The following is a 24055-nucleotide window of genomic DNA, read 5'->3' as shown; positions in this document are numbered from 1 at the left end:
ACTCATTGGATATAGAGAAGGAATGTCAGCATGACAACCCATGAAAATGGCTGGGCAGACGTTTGCGCAGTTCAGGACATCGTGCCCGGCACCGGGGTCTGTGCCTTGGTCAGCGGTCGGCATGTGGCGGTCTTTCGTTTGGGCGATGGACGCGTTTTTGCCATTGGCAATATCGACCCCAAGAGCGGCGCCAGCGTGCTGGCGCGCGGCTTGGTCGGTAACCTCGGCGATCGTGTCGTCGTCGCGTCGCCGCTATACAAGCAGCATTTCGACTTGTTCACCGGCGAGTGCCTGGAGGAGCCAGAGCAGTCAGTGCCGGCTTATCCCACCAAGGTCGACAACGCTCGGATCTGGGTGGCAGCATGAGTCAGGCGGGGCGCCCTAGTTTGGTGGTAGTAGGCAATGGTATGGCTGGCATGCGTACCGTAGAGGAACTGCTGCAGCTCGCCCCGGATTTGTATGACATCACCGTGTTCGGTGCAGAGCCGCACGGCAACTACAACCGTATCCTGCTGTCTCCGGTATTGGCCGGTGAAAAGAGCGTGGGCGATATCATGCTCAACACGCGTGAATGGTATGCCCAGTACGGTATCACTTTGCATGCAGGTGATCCGGTGGTGCAGATCGATCGTTCACGCCGGCTCGTGCACGCGCAAAGCGGCTTGCAGGTTCGATACGATCGTTTGTTGATCGCCACCGGGTCGCGGCCGTTCATTCCACCAGTACCTGGCAGCGACCTCGATGGCGTAATCGGGTTCCGCGACATCCAGGATGTGGAAACCATGCTCGAGGCCTCACGCCAGCATCATCATGCCGTGGTGATTGGCGGAGGGTTGCTGGGGTTGGAGGCCGCCAACGGTCTGTTGCGTCAAGGAATGACGGTAACTGTGGTGCACCTGCATCCAAGTTTGATGGAGCGCCAGCTGGATGCGCCGGCCTCTTCGTTGTTGCAGCGGGCGTTGGAGTCCAGCGGCCTGCGTTTTGAAATGAGTGCGCAAACTGCCGAGCTGGTAGGCACGGAGCGCGTCATTGCGGTGCGTTTCAAGGACGGGCGCGAGATTGCCGCCGATCTGGTGGTGATGGCGACAGGCGTGCGGCCAAATGTCGACTTGGCTCGTGACTCCGGCCTGCACTGCGAGCGTGCGATTGTCGTGGACGATACGCTGCAAACCTATGATCCATGTGTGTACGCCGTGGGCGAGTGTGTAGAGCATCGCCGCAGCACGTTCGGCTTGGTTGCCCCTATATGGGAACAGGCGCGCGTATGTGCGGCACATCTGGCGGGGGCGGGCCATCGCCGTTATGTGCAACGTGCTACGGCGACCAAGCTCAAGGTTACGGGCGTCGATCTTTATTCGGCTGGCAACATCGTCGGCGGCGCAGATACCGAGGATATTGTTCTGCGCGATCCGCGGCGCGGTATCTATAAGCGGCTGGTGCTCAAGGATGACTGCGTCGTCGGTGCGGTGCTGTACGGTGACGTGACAGACGGGCCGTGGTATTTCGATTTGATCCAACGGCAAGCGCCGATTACCTCGATTCGGCAACGCCTATTGTTTGGCCAAACGCTCTGCGAAGCAGAGTGACGGCATGATTGCAGATGACAACGACGATTAAAATAGCTCCCGTTGACGCGCCGGTACGTACCACTTGCCCCTATTGCGGCGTGGGGTGCGGCGTGCTGGCTACGCCGCGGGCTGATGGCGACGTACATATTGCGGGCGACCCTCAGCATCCCGCCAACGGCGGACGTCTATGCGTGAAGGGCTCTGCGCTCGGTGAAACCGTTGGCCTGGAAGGCCGTCTGCTTTATCCGGCCATGCGACCGGCCATGTCCGATCAGAAAGAGCCACTGCAGCGCGTATCGTGGGATCAGGCGCTCGATAAGGCGGCCCAGGGGTTTCGTCGCATCATCGAGTCGGATGGCCCTGATGCCGTGGCGTTTTATGTTTCTGGTCAGTTGTTGACCGAGGACTATTACGTTGCCAATAAATTGATGAAGGGCTTTATCGGCAGCGCCAATATCGATACGAATTCTCGGCTATGCATGTCATCGGCCGTGGCTGGGCACAAACGTGCCTTTGGTGAAGACTTGGTCCCTGTCTGCTATGACGATCTGGAGTTGGCCGATCTGGTCGTGCTGGTCGGGTCCAACGCCGCATGGTGTCATCCCATCCTGTTCCAACGCATCGCGCGCGCCAAAGAAGCCCGGCCGGATATGAGGCTGGTGGTAATCGATCCGCGTCATACGGCTACCTGTGAATTGGCCGATCTGCACTTGCCCGTCAAGCCCGGTACCGATGTGTGGCTGTTCAATGGCCTGTTGGCGCATCTGGTTCGGCAAGGTTTCGCAGACGATCGTTTCGTGTCGGAGCACACCACGGGTCTCGATGAGACGCTGCTCGCGGCAGGCGCCGACAGTGACATCGCATCCGTGGCCCGTGACTGCCGTCTCGATGAGGAATCTGTTCGCACTTTCTTTCAGTGGTTTGCCGAAAGGCCGCGCACCATCACCGCGTTTTCGCAGGGTGTGAATCAGTCCTCGGCCGGCACAGATAAAGTCAACAGCATCATCAACTGCCATCTGCTCACGGGCCGTATTGGTCAGCCCGGCATGGGGCCGTTCTCTATCACCGGTCAGCCCAATGCCATGGGCGGACGCGAGGTGGGGGGCTTGGCCAATATACTGGCTGCTCATCTGGAGCTGCATGAGCCCGCGCATCGCGAACTCGTCCAGACGTTCTGGGACGCGCCACGTATGGCCGATCGGGTGGGTTTGAAGGCCGTCGATTTGTTTCGGGCCATCGAGGCGGGACGCGTAAAGGCGGTATGGATCATGGGAACGAATCCCGTGGTCAGCCTGCCCGATGCAGACCAGGTCCGACGCGCCTTGAATGCATGTGAACTCGTGGTGGTGAGCGATATCGTCGCTCATACCGATACGATGGCGCATGCCGATATTGTGCTGCCTGCATTGGGCTGGGGCGAGAAGGATGGCACCGTTACCAATTCGGAACGCCGGATTTCGCGCCAACGCGCTTTCCTGCCAGTGCCCGGCGAGGCGCGTGCGGATTGGGACATCATTGCCGACGTGGCGCGGCGTATGGGTTATGAGGGATTCTCTTATCATCACCAGCGAGAGGTGTTCGATGAGCATGCTCGTTTGTCGGCCCAGTCTAACGCAGCCAATCTGATACCGAGGGCATTTCATATTGGCGGACTGGTGGGTCTATCGGCGCCGGCATACGACGCATTGACGCCGGTGCAGTGGCCCCTTCGATCCTTGGGTGACAGTGGTGCTGCGCGCTTGTTCAGCGACGGCGGCTTTTCCCATGCTGACGGACGCGCGCGTTTCGTACCCACGCCGGTGCGTACACCGGAATACACCACGGATGACGAGTATCCGCTGATACTCAACACAGGCCGTGTACGTGACCAATGGCACACCATGACGCGTACGGGACGCGCTCCCAAACTGGCCGACCATGTTCCCGAGCCCTTTATCGACCTGCACCCGCACGATGCGCTGTTGGCGGGTGTGCGAGAGGGTGCGTTGGCACGTGTGCGTTCCCGCTGGGGCAGCATGGTGGCCAGGGTGCGTCAGGGCGGCGGCATCGCTCGCGGCAGTGTGTTTGTGCCCATTCACTGGAACGGTCAGTTTGCCTCCGATGCGCGCGTAGGTGCAGTGGTCAACCCAGTCGTCGACCCTGTTTCGGGCGAGCCGGAGTTCAAGCACACACCGGTGACGGTGGAGCCTTTCGACGTGGCTTGGCACGGTTTTGTGCTGACGCGCCGGGAGCTGAATACCCATGATGTAGCTTGGTGGACGCGTATCCAAGGGCGGCAGTTTCTGCGCTATGAACTGGCCGGACGGCAAGCTGTCGATGCCCCTCACGATTGGGCGCGCGCGCTATTGGGAGTGAGCGACGTGCAGGCCGATTGGCTGGAATACGAAGACCGTACCGCACGCATCTATCGCGCCGTGTATCTCATCGATGATCGTATCGAAGCCTGTGTTTATCTGTCGCCGCGTCCCGATCTGCCGTCGCGTCAGTGGCTGGCGAGTTTATTCGCTCAGGAGTGTCTGGAAGACATAGACCGCGCAGGTGTACTGCTGGGCCAGCCTATCGTAGCGGGCGCGGATACGGGCCCCGTGATCTGCTCCTGCTTTGGTGTCGGCCGCAATACCATCTGCGACGCGATCCGCGACAAGGGGCTGCAGACGACAGGCGAGATTACCGCCTGCGTCAAAGCAGGCGGTAACTGCGGCTCATGCGTGCCAGAACTCAAGCGGTTGCTGACCGAGACTCAAGTATTGGCGCGGGTGGCTGCTTGATGACGCTGCCTCTTTTGTGATCACAATACCGCGAGGCGCTTGCGTTCGATAAGGTCAAAGTCGATCTTTGCGCCCAGCCCTGGCTCCGTTGGGGCATGCACAAATCCTTGCGCGTCGGGCTCAATATCCTCGATCAAACCGTACTTCTGCGCGCCGCTCGGTAAAAGCACCTCAAAGAATTCAGTATTCTTCAATGCCATTGCAACGTGCAACTGGGCCACGTTATTCAATGAATTTCCACCATGATGAATTTCGTAATTCATGCGAAAGGCTTCGGCTAGATGAGCGGCTTTCAGCATGCTGGTGATACCGCCTTTGAGCGGGATATCCCCTCGCAGGAAATCAGTCGCACTCTGCTGAATCCACGGCACATAAGCATCGAGCACAGCCGCCGGGGCCTCGGTGGCCATGATGGGAATATGCAGTTGCTGCTTGAGCTTTACGTAGTTGTAGAGGTCTGAGTCCTGTAGCGGATCTTCGTACCAGTAGTAATTCAATTCCTCGATAGCGCGGCCAACGCGGACGGCTTCGGGGTACTGATATGCCCACGCGGCATCGAGCATGACCAGATAATCGTCGCCGACCGCCTTGCGTACTGCTTGGCATACGCGGATATCCTCTTGCCACGGATGAGGCGGGTGGATTTTGTAGGCGGCCCAGTTCAAGGATTGATAATGCAACGCTTCGTCGGCATATTCCTGAGCCGAGTCCAAAATCATGGAGCTGGCGTAAGCCTTGATCTTGGTGCGATAGCTGCCCATCAGACGATGAATGGGCAGGCCAGCGACTTTACCCGCAATGTCCCACAGCGCCACGTCGCAGGCGCCAATCGTCCGTATGGTGGTGGTGCGGGCGCGACGCCACATGGCTTGAAACAGCCGCTCGCGATCCAAAGGGTCCTGACCCATCAAGATGGGCTTGAGATATTTGATCAGGTTGGGGGCGTCCAAGTCTGCGGGGTAGTACGCGGACCCCAGAAACGCATGCCCGGTCACGCCGTCGTCGGTCTGGATGGAAAGCAGCCCCATTTTGCTCGATCCAGCGAATTTGCCGGTATGGGCCGCGTAGCTGGTAGGGGGGATGTCATCCCAAGAGAAAAGGGTGACGCTGACATTATCGATCTTCATCTATTGCTCCGATGTGAGGCGCCTCGCTGTTGTCCAGCTCAATGCAGTAGCGCAGCGGTAGCCTCGGTAATCAATGACTCGCTTCGGTATATAGGCGCATACCTTCTATTACCCCCGGCCGTGCCGCCATGCGTTTGGCCCATGCGGTCAATGCCGGATATGCCGCAGGATCCAGCAGGTCGCGGCGTAGCGCATAGTTGGGGTAGAGGATGAAATCGGCATAGCTGATCGCACCAGCCAGATACTCGCGCGTTTTGAGATGTTGCTCGACAATGCCGAAATAGCGCAGGAAACGTTTGCGAAAGAGGTCGATGTGCGATTGGACTTTCTCTGGGGAAACGACCTCTACCTGGTTCATGGCGGCACTGGTACCGCCAATGTCGGTGCCGGCTTGCCAGGCCCATTGCATTGCCAGGGCGTGTTCTGCGGCGCCTTGAGGCACAAAGCGGCCGGATTTCTGGCACACATAGAGCACGATGGCTCCCGATTGTGCCAACACAAGAGGGCGGCCATCCGGGCCATCAGGGTCAACTATGGCAGGAATCTGGCTGGCCGGATTGATCTTCAGATACTCCGGTGTCTTGTGTGCACCCGCACCTACATCGATAGGGATCACTCGATGCGGCAAGCCGGATTCCGCTAAAGCGATAGTGGCGCGTAGACCGTTGCTGGTACGCCAAGCGTAGACATCTATCATTCATTTACCTTTCTGTTTATGCGGTCTGAGAGCGTTTTTCTGGTGATGCGGCCAGTTGCTGTGGATCATTCCACTTTTACGTTTGCCCGTTTGATCAATCCGGCCCAGTCGTTGGATTCCGCATCTAACCACTGCTTGTATTCATCGGCCGATTGATATACCGGCTCGACCATCATTTTTCGCAGCGTTTCCACCGTTTTGGGATCGCGCATGAAATCCTGTACCGCCTCGTTCAGCTTGTTGATTTCGGCTTCTGGCATAGTTGCCGGCGCAAATAAACCTTGAGAGATCATCGCCGAGAATCCCGGCACACCGGATTCGCTGATAGTGGGGATGTCCGATGCGTAGGGAGAGCGATTGGGGGTGGCAATCGCCAGAGCGCGTAGTTTGCCTGCCCGCAACAGCTCCAACACCGACGGCAATCCCGTAAACACCATGTCGATATGGCCGCCCACGGTATCCGAAATGGCGGGGCCGCTGCCTTTGTAGGGAACATGAACCAGCTTGATCTCGGCCTGCTCCATGAGTTTTTCCGCAGCCAAATGCGTGATGCCGCCTGCGCCGGAAGAGCCGATGGTGAGCTTGCCTGGTGTTTTGCGGGCGGCTTCGAGTACGTCCTGGAATGTCTTGAAGCGCGAGTTGGCTGGGACGACAAGGACGTTGCCAAAACTCGCCAGGTTGGCCACGGGGATCAAGTCGTTGCGCGAGTAGCTCAGAGAGGCGTAAAGAGAGGGGATGATGCTATAGACCGCCGAGTCCGACACCAGCAGCATCTTATTCGGAGGGGTTGATTTGACGACCGCTTCGGTACCTATGATGCCGCCTGCACCGGCGCGGTTTTCTACGACGATGGTTTCTTGCAGCGCTTTTCCCAGCGCTGGCGCCACCATGCGGCCGAACAGGTCAGAGCCACCGCCAGGGTTGTACGGCACGATCAATTGCACCGGTTGCCCGCCCTGCGCGCTCGCAGCGATAGGAACGAGTGGTAGTCCGAGCGCGATGCCAGCCGCGCATAACAGCTTTTTCAACATTGCTTGTCTCCGAATTTTTGTTCGTACTACCGATAGACATGCTTTGCATGTCAAACTCGTCTTTTCGGCTTTCGTGGCCGACGATTATTTGTTTGGTAAATTACATCATTGTTAAGTTGTCAGGCAACTATTTTATGGCTAGCGCTCCGACAAATGACCGCTCGCGGAAGACGCCTCCCAATGAGGACCTGCGTGCAACGCGTCCACCGCGATTGGCCGATCAACTCTATGATCGTCTGCTGCAACAGATCACCTATGGGAAATATCCCGAAGAAAGCCGGCTCCCGTCAGAGTTCGATTTATGCGCAACGTTCGGCGTTTCGCGCCCGGTAGTTCGCGAGGCATTGTTTCGCCTGCAGGCTGATGGTGTCATCGTGTCGCAGCGTGGGGCGGGGTCTTATGTGCGAAAGCGTCCCAGTCCCGAGTTGATACGGTTGGCTCCGATAGGAGGCTTGGCCGAGCTGGTGCGCTGTATGGAGCTGCGCAGCGCAATCGAGGGCGATGCCGCCTATATGGCTGCGGCGCGACGCAGCGACGATGATCTCGACATCATGGCCAAAGCCCTCGACGATATGCGAGTTGCTTTCGAGGCGCGCCAAGTCGGCAACGACGCCGATTACCGCTTTCACCAAGCCATTGCGGCGGCCTGTGGTAACGATCTATTCGTGACGATGCTGCAGTCGCTTTCGCAGCAGATATTCGACTACATGCGCGTCATGCGCAGCTTGGCGTTATCCAGTGCGGTGACACGAGGCCAGCAGGTGCAGCGCGAGCACGAATGTATTTTCCAGGCGATTCGTGATCAGCAGCCTGAGGCGGCACGAGATGCAATGCGTGAGCACATCCACAATTCCAGGATGCGAACACTAGACGAGAATTTCTTGCCTGCTAAAAAGAGGTGATGGCTGGCGCTCGAGCTTAATCAAGCCTCAGACATTGGCCCACCCGGATATTTCGGGCGTCTGGCTGCAGTCACAATGATTTCCACCAGCAACGCCGGCGCGGCCAATTTGGCCTCGCACGTCGCACGTGTAGGCATTGCATTCGCCGGGACCCATTCGGCCCAGGCGGCGTTCATCCCGTCAAAGTCGCGCTCGATGTCTTTGAGCCAGATTTGCACGGACAAGAGCCGAGACTTGTCCGATTTCGCCTGTGCCAGATAGCCGTCGATTTTTTTCAGCACATCGCGGGTCTGTTCGGTGATGCCTCCCGCGGCATTCGATGTCACGCCCGCCACATACACGGTATCTCCGTGAATCACGACTCGGCTCAAGCGCTCGTTGGACTCTCTGCGTACGATATCGGTCATGGGGGGTCTCCTTTGCGTGTGGACGGGCGTGAATGATCGTCAGGATCGGTTCGCTTCGATCTTATCCTGAGTTTTCGTTTCAAAGTCACTCGCGTCGTGGCGCTCGCGCAATTGTTCGGATGGCTCTCCGCTCAGGCGATTGACCATACGGCCGCGGCGTACTGCGGGCCGTGCCAGGATGGTATCGGCCCAGCGCTGGACGTGTTTGTAATCCTGCACGCTGAGAAACTCTGCCGCGCCGTATTGCCAGCCTTTGGCCAGTCCGCCGTACCAAGGGAATACGGCGATATCGGCAATCGTATAGTCGTTGCCAGCCAGGTACTCGCTCTCGGCGAGCCGCCGATCGAGTACATCGAGTTGACGTTTGACCTCCATGGCGAAACGATCGATGGCATATTCGATTTTGGTCGGGGCATAGGCATAGAAATGACCAAAACCGCCACCCAAATAAGGCGCGCTGCCCATTTGCCAGAACAACCAGTTCAACGTCTCGGTACGCCCCTGGATGTCTTTCGGGATGAAGGCGCCAAATTTTTCGGCCAGATACAACAGAATCGAGCCCGACTCGAATACGCGAATCGGCTCGGGGCCGCTGCGATCGAGCAAGGCGGGGATCTTGGAATTGGGATTGACGCCGATAAATCCGCTGCCAAACTGATCGCCTTCACGGATATTGATCAGCCACGCATCGTATTCGGCGCCGGTGTGCCCCAACGCGAGCAGTTCCTCCAGCAGGATCGTCACCTTGACGCCATTAGGCGTGCCTAGCGAATAGAGTTGCAGCGGATGTCGGCCGACCGGCAATTCCTTGTCGTGCGTAGGGCCAGCGATGGGCCGATTGATGCTGGCGAAGTGACCGCCGCTGGGTTGGGCCCAGGTCCAGACCTTTGGAGGAACATATTCGGGAGAGTCTGCCATGCTGATGCTCCGGGATAGCGTCGAGACCGCTCAGGCGGCTGAGGGATAGTTGGAAGGAAAGAGTGCGCGTTTGGTTTCTTCGTCGTTGACGCGCTTGAACTCGTGGTTCTGGCCGACGGCGCGCGCTCGCGCAACGGCAGGCCGTGCATCAACGGTGTCAAAGAGACGCTTGAGATTAGGAAAGGGCGCAAGCGGATCGTCTGCGCCTTTGCGTACTCGCGAGGCGCGATCTAGCCAGCCCCAGGCCGACATATCTGCGATCGTGTATGTGTCACCGACGATATAGGTGCGTCCCTCGAGATGATCGTTCAGCACTTGGTAATGCCGTTCAGCTTCGCGCCGATAGCGGTTGACGGCATAGTCCAGGCCCTCTGGCGCGGCAAACTGAAAATGTACCGCTTGTCCCGAGAACGGGCCCAGGCCGGATGCGAGGAACAGCAGCCACGAGAGCAACTCCGGCCGGTCTTGGGCGGCGCCCATGAATTTGCCGGTTTTTTCTGCGAGGTAGAGCAAGATCGCGGTGGAATCAAAGACGCGGGCTTCTTTGCCATCGGGCCCGGCTGTGTCGACGATGGCAGGGACTTTGCCATTAGGGTTGATCGCCCGAAACGCGGGCGCATGTTGCTCGCCCTTGCTGGTGTCGACCGGGATGACTTCGTAAGGCAGGCCCGCCTCCTCGAGAAAGAGGGAAATCTTTGCGGGGTTCGGCGTGGGGTGAAAATAAAACCGGATCATCTGTTTGCTCCGAGCAACGGTCTTGAGTTTTAATACGACCATTCTATAATGGCTCAACACGACAAGAATGGCAAGCACTGCGATGCCATAACGGGATCACAAAAAAAGATATGGCAAGGCCCAGAGAATTCGATGAGGATGCGCTGCTCGATGCGGTGATGCACTGCTTTTGGTCTCAGGGCTACGAGGCAACATCAGTGAAAGACCTCACTTGCGAGACGGGAATCACCGCCGCCAGTCTCTACAACGCTTATGGGGACAAACGCGGACTGTTCCGAGTCTCACTTGATCGCTACCTGGTGCATATCATGGAGCGAATAAAAATAGGCGAAACGCTCCCTCCTCGCGAGGCCATCGCCTATTTTTTTGAACAGATTCTGAACCGATCGCTGAATGATCGCGAACACAAGGGCTGCATGTTGGTGAACTCTGCGTTGGAGCTCGCCCCTCATGATCCCGAGTTTCGAAAGGTTATTGCCGATGCATTGAAGAACATTGAGATGTTCTTTCTACGTTGCATCACTGCAGGACAGGCTGACGGGACGGTCACGCGCGTGCTGCCCGCCGCGCAATTGGCCCGCCATTTGCTCAGTGTCTTGATGGGCGTGCGTGTCTTGGCGCGCGCCCGCCCGGAAAAGGCGCTGCTGGAGGGGGCTGTTACGACGGCTCTAACATTGTTGAGAGGTTAGGTCGTATACCCGGCGGGGCGTAGTGTCTTCTTTACTCTCAGTTGCTGGACATCAAGGTTTGAAGAAAGCAACCGGAGTCATCAGGCGGTTTTCCTGGCTGACGACATAGCCTGCTTCGGCGCTCTTGGTCAGGTAGCTCGCCCATTCCGGATCGCTTTGCAGGGCCTGGCGGCGCGCGGCGCGGTCAGCGGCGTCTTGATAGACCCAGATGTGCATGTAGCTGTTCACATTGCCCGTCTCGGTCTGCATGTAGGCCAGGGGCTTGCCCAGATGCCGGCTCTGTATCTCGTAGCCATGTTCCGCATACAGGGCGAGATGTTTTTTGATCGTGCCGGGGCGGCAGGTGTAGGTACGGACGTCGTAAAGCATGCGTGTTCCTTCGTGTAGCATGAGTATTGATGCCAGGCTGCGACAGCCACTTGTACTTTTGCCATTGGGTGGCGAATTAGTACGAGTGGTACTGTACGCAGTCATAGGAACGGCGCGTTAGGACAGATCAGAAGTCGCCTAGGACTTTTTTGCAGGGCCTGGATATGGGGATTGGGGCGCTTGCCGGTCAGGCGATTCGGGTCCTTACCTGTTCCCACGCGATATCGGCGACTCTCGTAAACCGATTTCCCATCGCCTCTGCATCCGCGCTGGCTGCGGTTCCCCGCAGCACGCGGCCCTTGATCCCGTGCAGGATGGCGGCAAAGCGGAACATGTTGAAGACGACGTAAAAATCCAGGTCAGGAATCCCCGCGCGCCCTGTACGTTCACAATAGGCCCGCACATAGGCCTGTTCATCGGGCAACCCCGAGGCCTGCAGGTCCAGCCCCCCGATTCCGCCCAATATGTCTGGAGGCATGCGGAACATCATGGCGTGATATGCAAAATCCGCAAGAGGATCACCCAAGGTGGACAGTTCCCAATCCAGCACCGCAAGTACCTTGGGTTCTGTTGGATGGAAAATCATGTTGTCTGCCCGAAAGTCGCCGTGCGTGATGGTGACGTCCTCGGTATCGGGCAGATGTTTGGGCAGCCATTGGACGAGTTGGTCCATCGCCGGATGACGGCCCGCGAGATCATCTTCGAGATACTGCTTGGACCAGCGGTCGATCTGGCGTTTGACGTAACCCCCCGGCCGGCCATAGTCACCCAGGCCGATAGCGGTATAGTCGATTTGGTGCAGCGTCGCCAGGGTGGCGTTCATGGCGTCCATGTACTGTGCGCGTGCTTCACGTGCGACGTCGGCAAAGCTGGCGTCCCAGAATACGCGGCCCTCCACCATGTCCATGACAAAGAACCAGCTGCCGATGACGCTGTCATCTGTGCACAGGCCATAGATCCGCGGCACTGCGAAACCCACGGTACCTAGTGCACTCATCACGCGGGCTTCGCGTTCTACGGCGTGAGCGCCTTTTAGTAATACGCCCGGCGGTTTGCGTCGCAGTACATAGTTGCGGGTCGGTGTCTGCAGGCGATAGGTCGGGTTGGATTGCCCGCCTTTGAACTGGTCTATCGTCAGTGGTCCCTGGTATCCCTCGACGTTGGCTTGCATCCAGGCCTCTAAAGCAGCCTGGTCAATGCGATGCTCGGGCCGGACAGCCGCGGTACCAGCGAAATTTCCAGTCGCTTTAGCCATGCGCACCTCCGTGCAACGCATCGCGTTTCATCTTTTTCGCCAGCGACCATTTGTGGACCTCGGTCGGGCCGTCATAGATGCGGAACGCGCGGACTTCACGGAATATCTGCTCGACAATCGTGTCGCGCGAGACACCGGTGCCGCCCATGACTTGCACGCAACGGTCCGCGACGCGAAATAATGCGTCGGAGACAGCGACCTTTGCCATGGAGCTTTCAGTGGTGGCTTGAGATCCGGAATCCAGCACGCCCGCGCACCAGTCGATCATCAAAGCGGCTTGTTGCAGATCGATCAAGTTGTCGGCCAGCATGAAGCCCACACCTTCGTGGTCAATCAGCGGTTTGCCGAAGGCTTTGCGTTTGACCGCATAGGCGGTTGCGATCTCGTGCGCGCGCGCAGCGCCACCGAACCAACGCATGCAGTGCGACAGACGGGCCGGAGACAGGCGGATCTGCGCGTAGCGAAAACCCTCGTGCACCTCGCCGAGAACGTCTTCCTGTGGAACGATGAGGTTATCGATGACGATCAGGGCGTGGCCGCCGGGCATCGAGCTGTCGATGGTATCGAGGATGCGTTCGATACGAATGGCGGGATGGGGTAGTTTGACCAGAAACATCGTGGCCTGGACTTTGTCGCCGGTATTGCTGCGTGCCATCACGATGCCGACCTCGGCGCCTTCTGCACCGGTGATGAACATCTTGCGTCCATTGATGATCCAGTTATTGCCTTGTTGAACGGCGGTCGTCTGCAGCATCGAGGGATCGGATCCCGCGCCACCATCCACCGCAGGTTCGGTCATGTAAAAGGCCGAACGTGCGTGTCCACTGACCAGCCGGTCCAGGTACTTGGCCTTTTGCGCCGGGGTGGCGACTTTGCCCAGCAAAAACATATTGCCTTCGTCTGGCGCCATGGTGTTGACCGCTATGGGTCCCAGGGGTGACAGGCCTGAGCGCTTGAGCACGGCAGCGGTTTCCAACTGCGTCATGTGGCTGCCATCGGACAGGATATGCGGCGTCATGACGCCAGCAGCGCGAGCCTTGGCACGCAGTTCTTCGACGAGCTCCTGTGTCGGGCCATGTGCGGTGCGGCGCGGATCGTTCTCATAGGGCACGACGACGTTACGCACAAACGCCTCGACGCGCTCGCCGACTTCGCGGCTGCGTTCACTGGGGTAGGGGGTGTACATGCCTGTTTCCTCAAAGCGTATTGACCAGATGGCCGCCGTCGACCACGAGCACCGAGCCTGTCATGTAGCGTGACGCGTCGCTGCACAAGAGCAGCAAGGGGCCATCGAGATCCTCGAGTTGGCCTAGACGCCGTTGCGGAATACGTTTGATCAACGCTTTACCTGCGTCGGATTGCCAAAAATCGGCGTTGATCTCGGTCTCGATATAGCCGGGCGCCAGGGCGTTGACGCGAACGCCATAGCGCGCCCATTCCAGCGCCAGCGTCTTGCTCAGCTGGATGACGCCGGCCTTGGACACGGCGTACGACACGATGCCGCCTGCTTGGCGCAGGCCCAGGATGGAGGCCACATTGATGATGCTGCCACCATTGGCCTGCAGCGCGGGCAGCAGGGATTGGGCCAGAAAAAACATCCCCTTGAGGTTGGTGTCCAGCACGGCATCCCAGTCCTCTGAACTGTGCGTGGCTGCAGCACTTTCCCGCACGATGCCGGCGTTATTGATCAGCACATCCAGTGTGTCGATTTGCTTGACCAGCTCGGTATGGCTGGCGGCATCCGTGACATCAAAGGGCAGGCACAGCGGCGCTACGCTGCACGACAGGGTGTCGGCGAAGGCCTGCAATCGATCCAGCCGCCGGGCCGCGAGGATCAGTTGCGCGCCCTGGGCGGCCAAGGTCCTGGCAAAGTGCTGTCCCAGACCGCTGGAGGCGCCCGTGATGAGCACCCGTTTGTTCGCGACGGATAGTGATGACGCCATTGCGTTGGTCTCCTCTGGTCCTATTGGCCCTGCCGCCATGTTCTTGGTGGGGCAGGGCAATATTTTCATCCGTAGAGTAAAATTGTTCCATAAAATTGTAGGATGATTTTTCTGGCGTGACCAGACCTTTATTTTTATGTGCCTGGAACTTTGCTTATGAGCCCATCTGCCCTGATTGCTGAAACCGGTGATTCGCCGTCGCTACAACAGAAAGCCAAAAGCGCCTCCGATGTGGTGTTTCAGGGCATTTTGCGCGAGCTTGAGGCGCACGCTCTGGTACCGGGCCAGCGCTTGGTCGAGGTCGATCTGGCCGCACATTTCGGGGTGGGGCGCAATTCAGTGCGCGAAGCCTTGCAGCGGCTGGCGGCAGAGGGGGTCATCGAGCTCTCGCGGCACAAGGGGGCGGCGATACGATCGCTGAGCCAGCAGGAAACGCTGGATGTGCTGGATGTGGCCGAGCGCATGCTGGGCCTGTTGGCGCGCACGGCGGTTCGAGGTGTTGGCGAGCCGTCTGCCCGCGCCTCGTTGCAAGAGACCTTGCAGCAGTTGGCGCAGGCCGATCAGACGCAGGACAGTATTGCCTTTGCCCGCGCCCGCCGGCGGTTTTATCGGGTATTGCTGGATATGGGAGGAAACCTGGAGCTCAAGCGCCTGTTTCCCACGATTCTGATGCCGGTGGTACACGCCCAGCATCGCCTGCCCAGCCTGCAGAAAATGCGCCTTGACGATTATCGGCGCATTGCCTTGGCGGTATTGGATGCCAAGCCGGATCACGCTGAGGCGGCGGCCAGTGCGCACGTGAACCATGTGCGCACGACGATTCAGACCGCCTATGCCGCAGGCAGGTCGTCCTGACCCAGAAAGCCGCCGCTCTGGTGCTGCCACAGGTTGGCGTAGACGCCATTTTGCAGCAGCAGCTCAGCGTGAGTGCCTTGTTCGATGATGCGCCCTTGGTCCATCACGATCAGCCGGTCCATCGCTGCGATCGTGGACAAGCGGTGTGCGATTGCAATGACCGTCTTGCCTTGCATCATTTCGCTCAAGCTTTCCTGAATTGCGGCTTCGACTTCCGAGTCGAGGGCGCTGGTGGCTTCGTCCAGTAACAGGATCGGGGCATTCTTGAGCATGACCCGCGCAATCGCGATGCGTTGACGCTGTCCGCCAGACAGCTTCGCTCCGCGCTCGCCGACCTGCGTGTCGTAGCCTGTGCGGCCCTGCGGATCGTTCAGGCGCTGAATGAAGTCGTCGGCCTGGGCATGCATGGCCGCCGCTTGTATGTCCGCGTCGCTGGCCTCGGGCAATCCATAGGCGATGTTGTCGCGAATACTGCGATGGAGCAATGACGTGTCTTGGGTGACCATGCCGATGGCTTGCCGCAAGCTGTCCTGTGTGACATGAGCGATGTTTTGTCCATCAATGCAGATGCGGCCTGCATCGACATCGTAAAAGCGCAGCAGCAGATTGACGAGCGTGGACTTGCCTGCACCCGAACGGCCGACAAGACCGATTTTCTCGCCTGGTTTCACGGTCAGGCTCAGGCCATCCAGAACCTGACGGTTGCCGCTGTAGTTGAACGAGATCTGATCGAATACGACTTCGCCCTTGGTGATCTGCAGCGCTGGCGCGCCGGGTTGATCCTGGACTTTGACCTTGCGGGAAAACGTCCCGATGCCATCCTGCACGGTGCCGATGGCCTCAAAGAGCGAGGTCATCTGCCACATGATCCAATGCGACATGCCGTTGACCCGCAAGGCCATCGCCGTCAGGGCGGCCACCGCTCCCGGGCCGACCGCTCCGGCATGCCATAGTTGCAGGGCATAGCCGCCAGCAGAAAGAATCAATCCGACCACCAACGCCTGATTGATAATCTCGAACTGGCTGACCAGCCGCATCTGGCTGTATCCCGTGTTCTTGAAATCCTCCATCGCTGCGCGCGCGAAATGCGCCTCGCGATTCGTATGCGAAAACAATTTAACAGTGATGATGTTGGAATACGCATCTGTCACACGGCCCGTCATGGACGAGCGCGCGTGGGCCTGTTCCTGCGATACCTTGCCCAGTCGGGGGATGAAATATCGCATCGTGAGTCCGTACAGGACGATCCAGACGAGAAATGGGATCATCAGCCGGCTATCAAACCCTCCCGCCAGCGCGATGATCGTCACAAAATAAATGCCGATGCCCAGCACTATCTCGGAAAACGTAAACAGCACCTCGCGCACGGCGAGAGCGGTCTGCATGACCTTGGTCGTGACTCGTCCGGCAAACTCGTCCGCAAAGAACGACAGGCTTTGCTGCAGCATCAGCCGGTGAAAATTCCAGCGCAGCCTCAGTGGCAGATTGATAGCCAATACTTGATGTTGGATGACGGTGCGTACGGCAACCAGCGCGATACTGGCGACCAGTACGATACCGATGCTCCATAGTACGCGCGTCTCTTCGGCGGATATCGCATCCGTCTGCCAATCGGCCAGAAAATCCACGACCTGACCGAGAAAGGCAAATAACCAGGCCTCATAGATCGAGACGCTGGCGCTGAACAGAGCCAGCAGGGCGAGATAACCACGGGCCCCCTTCGAGCACGCCCACAGAAACGGCAACAGCCCCTTGGGAGCGATGGCGGGGGATTCGGCGGGAAAGGGATCAAGCAGATTTTCAATCGGGCGGGGCAAGATAGCCTCCGGTAATACAGGGAAAAGGAGACTTTACGACATTCGATGCTTGTTCTGCTTGATCGTCAACATGGTGGAGATATCAGGCCGCACGACCTATGAGCCACCAGGAGGGACTTGATCGTGTGCGCTTTTCCTGCTGTGCTCGTGAGTCACTGCTTTCCAGGATGATTCTCGGCTAAAAAATCAGTTCGCTTTTAACCCCGCTGCTTCGATGACGGGTGCCCATTTCTGGCGTTCGCTCTGGGCAAATTCGGCGAGTGCGCGGGATGAACCGCCGGCAGGCTCATGGCCGAGTTCGAGTAGGCGTTTTTGAACGTCAGGCCGTTTGAGGATTTTGGTCAATGCCTGGTTGAGCGTTTTGACGTTGGCCGGTGGTGTCCCATGAGGCGCGTATATGCCATTCCATGCGATCACCTGAAAGCCGTCCACCCCTTCGCTCGCGACGGAGGGTACGCCGGGCAAGAGTGCCGACGGCTTGAGCGACGTGACCGCGAGAGGCTTTATTTTGCCGCCGTCTATCAAAGAGCGAGATGCACTGACGGTATCAATGGCGAGAGCAACGCGGCCGCCGATGAGGTCCGTTATGACGGTACTGGAGCCTTTATAAGGGATCCCGGTAATGCTTGTGCCTGTCTGTTTTTCAAGGAGTTCCAGTACCAAGCGTGCCGTGGTGCTGGGCAGGCCTACATCAATACGGTCGGGTTTGGCTTTGGCGGTCTGCAGTAGCGTTCTAATGCTGGTATATGGCGACTCTGGCGAGGTCAGCAGAACCATTGGAAAGGTGCTGACCAGAATTACAGGATCGAAGTCGCTTTCGGGATTGAACGGCACGCTGCTGTAAAGGTACGAGTTGAGCACGTGGGTGCCGTTTGTCCCCATAAGGATGGTATATCCGTCAGGGGTGGAGCGTGCCGCTTCGGCAGCACCGATGTTGCCTCCGGCGCCGGGGCGGTTCTCGACAACGAAGGGTTGGCCAAGCTCTTTGGTCAAGTGCTCGGCCAGCAAACGCGTGGCGACATCGGTGCCTTGACCTGCTTGATACGGCACGATAATGCGTACTGGTTTCTCCGGGTAGGATGCGGCGACGGCGAATTGGCTGAGGGACAGCATTACTGCAGCAAACAATCTTTTCATCTTTGTCTCCAGGTGGATGAGGTGTTGCTGTTTTTTTGCTATGTCTGATTTCTTAGGGGGCGGGTAAAACGCCAAGTGCCCGTAATCGCGCTATGTGTTCGAGGTCAAAGCCGCTCTCGAGCAAGATTTCGTCGGCGTGTTGAGCGAATCGAGGAGGTGGGCTGCCCGGCAAACCAGGCGTACGGCATAAGTGGTTAGGCAGGCCGACGCCGTGATAACCATTACGGTCGATTCTTGCGGTAGCCGCCTGGGCCTGCTCGAACGCTTCTGGCACGCTGTTGATAGGGCCGATAGGCACGCCCAGTTGCATCAGCTCTCGGCACAGCGTGTGACGATCTTTGTTTGCCAGTGCACGGTCGATGGCGGTAGTCAGCGCACTACGATGAGAAAGCCGGGCGGCATTGCTGGCAAAACGCCGATCAGCGATCAGTTCGGTCAGTTCAAGGTAATCGCAAAATCGACGAAACTGCCGGTCGTTGAGTATGCCCAGAAATACCGGCCCATTCTTGCAGTGGTATTTGTCGTAAGGGGCGATATTCGGGTGGGCGCTACCCAGAAGCTGTGGCGTTTTGCCTGAATACATCCAGTTGGCTGCGTGCGGGACAAGCAGGCTCAAGGCGGTATCGAATAGCGTCGCTTCGACGCGTTGGCCCCGATTGCTGATGCCGCGTTCTACCAGTGCCATCAGTATTCCCGTCATAGCGGTGTAGGCGGTCAAATGGTCAACGATCGGAATGCCGATGCGCGTAGGGCCGGACTCGGGCTCTCCGTTAATACTCATCAAGCCGCACATCGCCTGCAAAATGGCGTCGTAACCAGGCATGCCGCCCATAGGACCTTTGTCACCAAAGCCGGAGATAGAGCAATAAATCAGGCGGGGGAATTTCTCGGAGAGAACTGTGTCGTAGTCGAGTTGCCAGCGCGTCATGGTGCCTGGCAAGAAGTTCTCGACCAGCACGTCTGCATTCTCTAGCAGCCGCAGCAAGACGTCACGTCCTTCTGGCTGGGCCAGATCGAGCGCCAAGGCACGCTTGCCTCGATTGACGGCATTGAAATAGGCGGCAGTGCCGCTGCCGTCGAAAGGAGGCCCTAACGTCCGTGTTTCATCGCCCGCAGGTGGCTCGACCTTGATAACGTCCGCGCCGTTATCTGCCAACATCTGGGTGCACAATGGTCCTGCCAATACCCTGGATACGTCTATCACCCTAAGGCCACTCATTGAGCCCTTGTGATGATGATCTAGCATGATCGTTACCTCACATGCAGCGAGCCCGGCCGTTGACCGGGCTCTGTGGGGCGGTGGTTAGCCGCGAGAGGGGAGTTCCACTACGCCTGTCCCCAACACTGACAGTTCGTTGTCCTGATTTCGAGCCTCCTGCTCGATTTCAACGAGATGCCGGCCCTCTTCGACATATTTACGCTTGACCTTGCCTGTAAAGAACAGCATGTCGCCCTCGGGATTATGACGGCGGATCTTGCAATAAGATTTACGTAGAAAGCCATCATCGCCCATCCAATTGGTCAGATGGTGAGTGAGCCACGAGTTTCGTTCTGGGCCATAGTCATAGGCACCTGGAGCACCGACCTCCAGGGCGAAGTCTTCTTCCCAGTGCACCCGTTCCGGCACATCGGGAATACCAAATCGATTGGTGATGCCGACACCGGGGTGGGCATCGATGAGCTGCCATGCCAGCTTGTTTGCGCGAATATACAGCCCACCCCAACCTTGCGCGTAGGCAATGAAACCGGTCACTGTCATGGGGCCCTTGAATAGGGTGGGGAGGCTTTCCCCTTCTGTGACGTCGTCCCAGTAGCGCGTGTTTGAGCCGCGAATTTCTTCCTGGGCATAGAGTTTATAAGCCTCGCGGATTTCTTCTTCGCTGTAGCGGCGTGGCTCGCGTGCACGGACTTCTTTGTATTTGCTGCCTTGTTCACGGGCGTGATCACGCTCGGTGCGAAAGCACCAGCTATCGGCTTCGGCGAGCTTGTCGCCTGCCTGGTTAAAGAAGTCGACGTGATAAATCTGCTGTACTGCGCGTCCGGCAAAACGGGTCTCGTGTTCGATGAGGTCTTTCAGATAGGCCTCGGTGGAGATCACGTCATTACGGCGTATGGGGTTGTGCCAGGTCCAGTCTGCGCCGGACCACATCGCATGTACCCCTGGCAGTCCTCCTACATAGCCTGACACGATACGGCTGGTCGAGAATAAAAAGCTGGGCAGGGCGATGATGCCGCCGTAACGAGTCTCGGCGGCGTACGCTGGGTCGCACCATAGAGGATTGTCGTCACCAATGCCATGCGCGTAATGGCGGATATTGTCTCGGGTGGCCTCGTAGCACCAAGGTTCGGCGGTAAAGCCGATTTTTACGCCGATACGTTGACGTAGCTCTTCCAGCCCTTGCTCGGTGATTTTGGGAAAGCTTCTTTGCGTTTGAGTTTGGGTCAACATGATGTCTCCGGTTCTGATTGTCATTGCACGGCAGTGGCCGCGGCGAGGTTGGCGATCTCTTGTTCGCGCAGTTTTTTGCGATGAATCTTTCCAGCGGGAGTCTTGGGCAGCTCCGTCACGAAAACAACTTGACGCGGATATTCGTGTTGACTGAGCTGTGTGCGTACCGTGTCTTGGATTTCCTGGGTGAATATCTCGTCACCGGGACGTCGGGTGACAACGAATGCCTTGACCACCTGGCCACGCAATGTGTCGGGTACACCAATCGCGGCGGCTTCAATGACGTCAGGATGTTTGAGAATGGCGTCTTCGATTTCGACCGCGCTCATCGTCCATCCTGCAGAAATAATGACGTCGTCAGCACGTCCTCCATGCCAGAAATAGCCATCCTCGTCGATGCGGCCCAGGTCTTTGGTGGCGACCCAGTCGCCTCGCCGCCAAAGCTTGAGCTCTCCGGTAACACCTGCCGGACATGGAACGCCATTGGCGTCTTGCACCTCTACACGTAAGCCTGGTACGGGCTTGCCAAGGGATCCTGGTTTGATCTGGAAATCCGGAGCGCCGGGATAATTGACGAGGCAGACACCGATTTCGGTGGTGCCATACATGCTGCCGGCCGGATGCCCGAATACGCTGGCGACAAACTCTGCGGTCTCGCTGTCAATAGGCTCGCCGGTAAAGGAAAGCTTGTCCAAATAGTATTCATAGTGCGTCGCGACACCCGCATTTCGCATCATGCGGTAATGTGTGGCTGCCGCCGATAGATTATTGAAACGATGATCCTGCAGAGCCTTGAGCAGTCGCTCGGCGTGATATTTTCCGCTATACGCCCCGATCGTGACGCCCAGGGCCAGCGGTGCCAGCGTGCCGTGCCACAAACCATGCCCCCACGCGGGCGAGGACGGGCACATAAACCGGTCGCCCGGGCGGATCCCGCTGCCGTATAGTGCTGCCAACATGAGTGTGACGATGGCACGATGCGTGTGCTTGACTGCATCAGGCAACTCTCGTGTTGTACCCGAGGTGTACTGAAAGATCGCGAGATCGTCGGCACGGCTTTGGCATTGGAAATGGTCGGGGTAGCCGACCAGGTCGCTCAGGAAGCGTTCGCCCGTCACGATCACATCCAGATTCGGCAGGCTTGGTACCTGAGGGGCCTTTTCCGCGTGGGTGATCAGTAGACGGGGCAAGCAGTCTTCAATGCGTAGACGAATTCCGTCCGGGCCAAAAAGGGTGAACAAGGGGACGGCGATCGCCCCCATCTTGATCGTGCCAAATAGCGATACATAGAACTCGCGCGAGGGTTCCAGCATGACGGCAACCCGGTCACCAGGTTGAACGCCGCGCGCCACCAAGGCATGTGCAAAGCGCGATGCGTCGCGAGAGAGTTCGTCGAATCCCAGGATTTCGTCTTCGCCATTGGCCTTAACCAGGATCACCGCATGGCGGCCGCTCTTGGCATGGCGATCAACGCACTCGTGCGCAATGTTCATGTATTCGCTATCGCCGTCGAACAGTTCCCATAGCTTTTCCGGCGAGCAATGCGCTTGCGCATCTGCGTACGTGAGGTACTCCGTCAACTTTGTCATGACGTCCTTATCTCCTCGTTCTTGTTGGAGTTCACTTTACGCAGCGATAAATAAATTGTCAATTACGTTTATTGATTGTATTAGTACAATTATGATCGATGCGTTAAGGAAACCAAGGCGACGAAAGCGTCGTATCCTTAGCGCCATAGACGGAGACACACGTATGAACGATGCACCTGACGTTGCGGCCAAAGCGGGGCCGCGTATCCGGGAAGTACCCGCGGTGACGCGGGCTTTTGCGATTTTGCGGTTACTCGGGCGCGGAGGCGATCCGATGACGCTCAAGACCATTTCTGAAGAGCTCGGAATGGTCACCAGCACGTGTCTGCATATCTTGCGGGCGCTGGTAAGCGAGGGACTGGTCAAGGTCGATGTGGGCAGCAAGCGATATAGCCTGGACGTAGGCATGCTGACATTGGCCCGCAGCGTGATCGAGAGCAGCCCTTTTCCCGCATTGGCTCAGCCTGTGCTGGATCGCTTATCCAACGAGGCAAATGTCACCGCGATCGGTGTCGAGATCACAGGCCAGGACCATATGGTGGTATTGGCGCTTTCCCGTTCCCATGCACCGTTTCGCTTGCATGTCGATGTAGGCAGCAGATTTCCTGCGCTGATCAGCGCAACAGGAAGATTGGTCGCGGCCTACACCAGCATGGATGAGGCTGATGTTGAACGTCGTTTTAAGGCCTTGCGCTGGGATCAGCCGCCTGATATCGACGCCTGGCGTAAAGATGTTGAGAATGTGAGAAAGAAGGGCTACAGCATCGATCGTGGAAACTATATCGACGGGGTGACTGTCGTTGCTGTCCCGGTATTCAATGGACAGGGCAGGCTCTCGCATTCCCTCGTTGCTGCAGCGTTGTCGAATCAGTTGGTAGCGGCCAAGGCACAGGCGTTGGCGAAAGACCTGCAAAACGAGGCCGAAACCTTGTCGGCATTGCTGGCTGGGAGGGCCTGAATATGTCAACGGCGGTGGTGGGCTGTGTACGACAAACAGCCTCGTGTTTGTACGAGGGGAAGTATCTGTGGGATCAGATCTGATCGCTAGCGGTCAGGCCGTGTTGAAGAAGTCTCGGCCAATGTGCCATTTAACGCTGTAGCGATGCGCCTCCACAGATGCTTATATCCTGCCCGGTAATCGCGGCGGCCGCCGGAGACAGCAGATAGCCAACCAATTGTGCAATTTCAGCAGGTTCGATCAACCTGCCAATCGGCGGCAGTTGCGCTGAGCTGGCAGATCGCGCCGGATCATTCACCATACCTGTCGCGGTGGCAGCAGGCGAAACCACGTTGACCGTGACGTCCTGTGCGGCGACCTCTGCCGCCCAACTGCGCGATAGTGCAATCAACGCGGCCTTGGTTGCGGCGTACTGACCGCGGCCCGGCATGCCTTGCGCGATGCGGCTGCCGATGAATACGACCCTGCCGTCACGACGGTCCGCCATGGCTGGCAGGATGGTATTGCACAATATGCTGGCAGCGTCGACGTGAATACGCCACATCAGCTCGCCGGCGTGGCGATCCAACACACCGATGCGTCCCACACGCAGCACGCCTGCTGCATGCACCAAGGCATCGGCATCAACCAGTTGGGCGGCTATGCTTTCGACGTCAGCGCCGATGCCTAGGTCGGCCGTGACGGCGCGGAAGTGTTCGGACTCCAGTGTCGGTGCTGTGCGGTCCATCCCCGTCACACGCCAGCCGGCCCGCAACAGAAACTCGGCGATCGCTCGTCCGATTCCCGCGCTGGCGCCGGTCACGACGGCGTGTTTTTGCGGAGCATCATCGTTCACATGTTT

At 58.2% G+C, this 24055-nt stretch carries 23 protein-coding genes; 7 read left to right on the top strand and 16 right to left on the bottom strand.

Going from position 1 to position 24055, the window contains the following annotated elements; all coding sequences use genetic code 11:
* The first annotated feature begins 30 nt into the window (after nt 1-30).
* The 3 genes from nirD to ACNA0J_RS08810 are packed head-to-tail and all read left to right on the top strand — an operon-like array spanning nt 31 to nt 4336.
* Nucleotides 31-366: a nitrite reductase small subunit NirD gene (nirD, locus tag ACNA0J_RS08820; RefSeq protein WP_415818517.1), complete on the top strand. Its 336-nt coding sequence runs from the start codon at nt 31-33 to the stop codon at nt 364-366.
* Complete coding sequence (locus tag ACNA0J_RS08815) at nt 363-1586, top strand: NAD(P)/FAD-dependent oxidoreductase (protein ID WP_415818515.1); 1224 nt, start codon at nt 363-365, stop codon at nt 1584-1586. The genes nirD and ACNA0J_RS08815 overlap by 4 nt, the downstream gene beginning before the upstream one ends.
* A 14-nt stretch (nt 1587-1600) precedes the next feature.
* Nucleotides 1601-4336 carry a molybdopterin-dependent oxidoreductase gene (locus ACNA0J_RS08810; protein ID WP_415818513.1) on the top strand — a complete coding sequence of 912 codons (2736 nt, stop codon included), beginning with the start codon at nt 1601-1603 and terminating at the stop codon, nt 4334-4336.
* A gap of 20 nt (nt 4337-4356) precedes the next feature.
* Here ACNA0J_RS08810 and ACNA0J_RS08805 read toward each other — a convergent pair whose 3' ends face one another.
* From ACNA0J_RS08805 to ACNA0J_RS08795, 3 genes are all read right to left on the bottom strand, one after another.
* Nucleotides 4357-5463, bottom strand: coding sequence for an enolase C-terminal domain-like protein (locus ACNA0J_RS08805; protein ID WP_415818511.1), 1107 nt, complete (start codon nt 5461-5463; stop codon nt 4357-4359).
* A gap of 70 nt (nt 5464-5533) precedes the next feature.
* Nucleotides 5534-6160 carry a glutathione S-transferase family protein gene (locus ACNA0J_RS08800; RefSeq protein ID WP_415818509.1) on the bottom strand — a complete coding sequence of 209 codons (627 nt, stop codon included), beginning with the start codon at nt 6158-6160 and terminating at the stop codon, nt 5534-5536.
* Between the two features lie 65 nt (nt 6161-6225).
* Nucleotides 6226-7191 (bottom strand): Bug family tripartite tricarboxylate transporter substrate binding protein, encoded by a 966-nt coding sequence (locus ACNA0J_RS08795; protein ID WP_415818507.1) that lies wholly within the window; start codon nt 7189-7191, stop codon nt 6226-6228.
* Between the two features lie 134 nt (nt 7192-7325).
* Between ACNA0J_RS08795 and ACNA0J_RS08790 the strand changes: the two genes are divergently transcribed.
* Nucleotides 7326-8093 carry a FadR/GntR family transcriptional regulator gene (locus ACNA0J_RS08790; protein ID WP_415818505.1) on the top strand — a complete coding sequence of 256 codons (768 nt, stop codon included), beginning with the start codon at nt 7326-7328 and terminating at the stop codon, nt 8091-8093.
* Between the two features lie 20 nt (nt 8094-8113).
* Here ACNA0J_RS08790 and ACNA0J_RS08785 read toward each other — a convergent pair whose 3' ends face one another.
* The 3 genes from ACNA0J_RS08785 to ACNA0J_RS08775 are packed head-to-tail and all read right to left on the bottom strand — an operon-like array spanning nt 8114 to nt 10153.
* Nucleotides 8114-8500 (bottom strand): RidA family protein, encoded by a 387-nt coding sequence (locus tag ACNA0J_RS08785; RefSeq protein ID WP_415818503.1) that lies wholly within the window; start codon nt 8498-8500, stop codon nt 8114-8116.
* Nucleotides 8501-8539: 39 nt separating this feature from the next.
* A complete protein-coding gene (gene yghU / locus ACNA0J_RS08780; RefSeq protein ID WP_415818501.1) occupies nt 8540-9418 on the bottom strand; it encodes a glutathione-dependent disulfide-bond oxidoreductase in 879 nt (292 codons plus the stop codon).
* A gap of 30 nt (nt 9419-9448) precedes the next feature.
* Nucleotides 9449-10153, bottom strand: coding sequence for a glutathione S-transferase family protein (locus ACNA0J_RS08775; protein ID WP_415818499.1), 705 nt, complete (start codon nt 10151-10153; stop codon nt 9449-9451).
* Between the two features lie 110 nt (nt 10154-10263).
* Between ACNA0J_RS08775 and ACNA0J_RS08770 the strand changes: the two genes are divergently transcribed.
* Entirely contained in the window at nt 10264-10842 is a 579-nt protein-coding gene (locus ACNA0J_RS08770) for a TetR/AcrR family transcriptional regulator (protein WP_415818497.1), read from the top strand.
* A gap of 51 nt (nt 10843-10893) precedes the next feature.
* Here the strand turns inward: ACNA0J_RS08770 and ACNA0J_RS08765 are convergent, their stop codons facing one another.
* From ACNA0J_RS08765 to ACNA0J_RS08750, 4 genes are all read right to left on the bottom strand, one after another.
* Nucleotides 10894-11211, bottom strand: coding sequence for an NIPSNAP family protein (locus tag ACNA0J_RS08765; protein ID WP_415818495.1), 318 nt, complete (start codon nt 11209-11211; stop codon nt 10894-10896).
* 187 nt (nt 11212-11398) lie between these two features.
* A complete protein-coding gene (locus ACNA0J_RS08760) occupies nt 11399-12466 on the bottom strand; it encodes a phosphotransferase (RefSeq protein WP_415818493.1) in 1068 nt (355 codons plus the stop codon).
* On the bottom strand, nt 12459-13652 hold the full coding sequence (locus tag ACNA0J_RS08755) for an acyl-CoA dehydrogenase family protein (RefSeq protein ID WP_415818491.1): 1194 nt from the start codon (nt 13650-13652) through the stop codon (nt 12459-12461). Before ACNA0J_RS08755 ends, ACNA0J_RS08760 begins: the two co-directional genes overlap by 8 nt.
* A 10-nt stretch (nt 13653-13662) precedes the next feature.
* Entirely contained in the window at nt 13663-14409 is a 747-nt protein-coding gene (locus ACNA0J_RS08750) for an SDR family NAD(P)-dependent oxidoreductase (RefSeq protein WP_415818489.1), read from the bottom strand.
* A gap of 156 nt (nt 14410-14565) precedes the next feature.
* Here ACNA0J_RS08750 and ACNA0J_RS08745 point away from each other — a divergent pair, with 156 nt between their 5' ends.
* Nucleotides 14566-15264 (top strand): GntR family transcriptional regulator, encoded by a 699-nt coding sequence (locus ACNA0J_RS08745; protein ID WP_415818486.1) that lies wholly within the window; start codon nt 14566-14568, stop codon nt 15262-15264.
* Here ACNA0J_RS08745 and ACNA0J_RS08740 read toward each other — a convergent pair.
* The 5 genes from ACNA0J_RS08740 to ACNA0J_RS08720 form a co-directional block, all read right to left on the bottom strand.
* Nucleotides 15240-17084, bottom strand: a complete 1845-nt coding sequence (locus ACNA0J_RS08740) for an ABC transporter ATP-binding protein (RefSeq protein WP_415818600.1) — start codon at nt 17082-17084, stop codon at nt 15240-15242. The genes ACNA0J_RS08745 and ACNA0J_RS08740 overlap by 25 nt on opposite strands.
* Nucleotides 17085-17267: 183 nt before the next feature.
* The gene (locus tag ACNA0J_RS08735; protein WP_415818481.1) at nt 17268-18293 is read right to left on the bottom strand and encodes a Bug family tripartite tricarboxylate transporter substrate binding protein; all 1026 of its coding nucleotides are present in this window, start codon (nt 18291-18293) and stop codon (nt 17268-17270) included.
* A complete protein-coding gene (locus tag ACNA0J_RS08730) occupies nt 18271-19464 on the bottom strand; it encodes a CaiB/BaiF CoA transferase family protein (RefSeq protein ID WP_415818479.1) in 1194 nt (397 codons plus the stop codon). The genes ACNA0J_RS08735 and ACNA0J_RS08730 overlap by 23 nt, the downstream gene beginning before the upstream one ends.
* A gap of 57 nt (nt 19465-19521) precedes the next feature.
* Entirely contained in the window at nt 19522-20667 is a 1146-nt protein-coding gene (locus tag ACNA0J_RS08725; protein ID WP_415818477.1) for an FAS1-like dehydratase domain-containing protein, read from the bottom strand.
* Nucleotides 20668-20687: 20 nt separating this feature from the next.
* Nucleotides 20688-22256 carry an acyl-CoA synthetase gene (locus tag ACNA0J_RS08720; RefSeq protein WP_415818475.1) on the bottom strand — a complete coding sequence of 523 codons (1569 nt, stop codon included), beginning with the start codon at nt 22254-22256 and terminating at the stop codon, nt 20688-20690.
* A 163-nt stretch (nt 22257-22419) separates the two neighbouring features.
* On the opposite strand from ACNA0J_RS08720, the gene ACNA0J_RS08715 reads away from it, so the two are divergent.
* On the top strand, nt 22420-23214 hold the full coding sequence (locus ACNA0J_RS08715; RefSeq protein ID WP_415818473.1) for an IclR family transcriptional regulator: 795 nt from the start codon (nt 22420-22422) through the stop codon (nt 23212-23214).
* A 130-nt stretch (nt 23215-23344) separates the two neighbouring features.
* Here ACNA0J_RS08715 and ACNA0J_RS08710 read toward each other — a convergent pair whose 3' ends face one another.
* Entirely contained in the window at nt 23345-24049 is a 705-nt protein-coding gene (locus ACNA0J_RS08710) for an SDR family NAD(P)-dependent oxidoreductase (RefSeq protein ID WP_415818471.1), read from the bottom strand.
* Nucleotides 24050-24055 lie beyond the last annotated feature (6 nt).

The sequence above is a fragment of the Bordetella tumbae genome (assembly GCF_965139195.1).
Classification (GTDB): Bacteria; Pseudomonadota; Gammaproteobacteria; order Burkholderiales; family Burkholderiaceae_B; genus Bordetella_A; species Bordetella_A tumbae.
The sequence above is the reverse complement of the archived record's forward strand: the minus strand, read 5'-3'. Positions and strand labels throughout refer to the sequence as shown.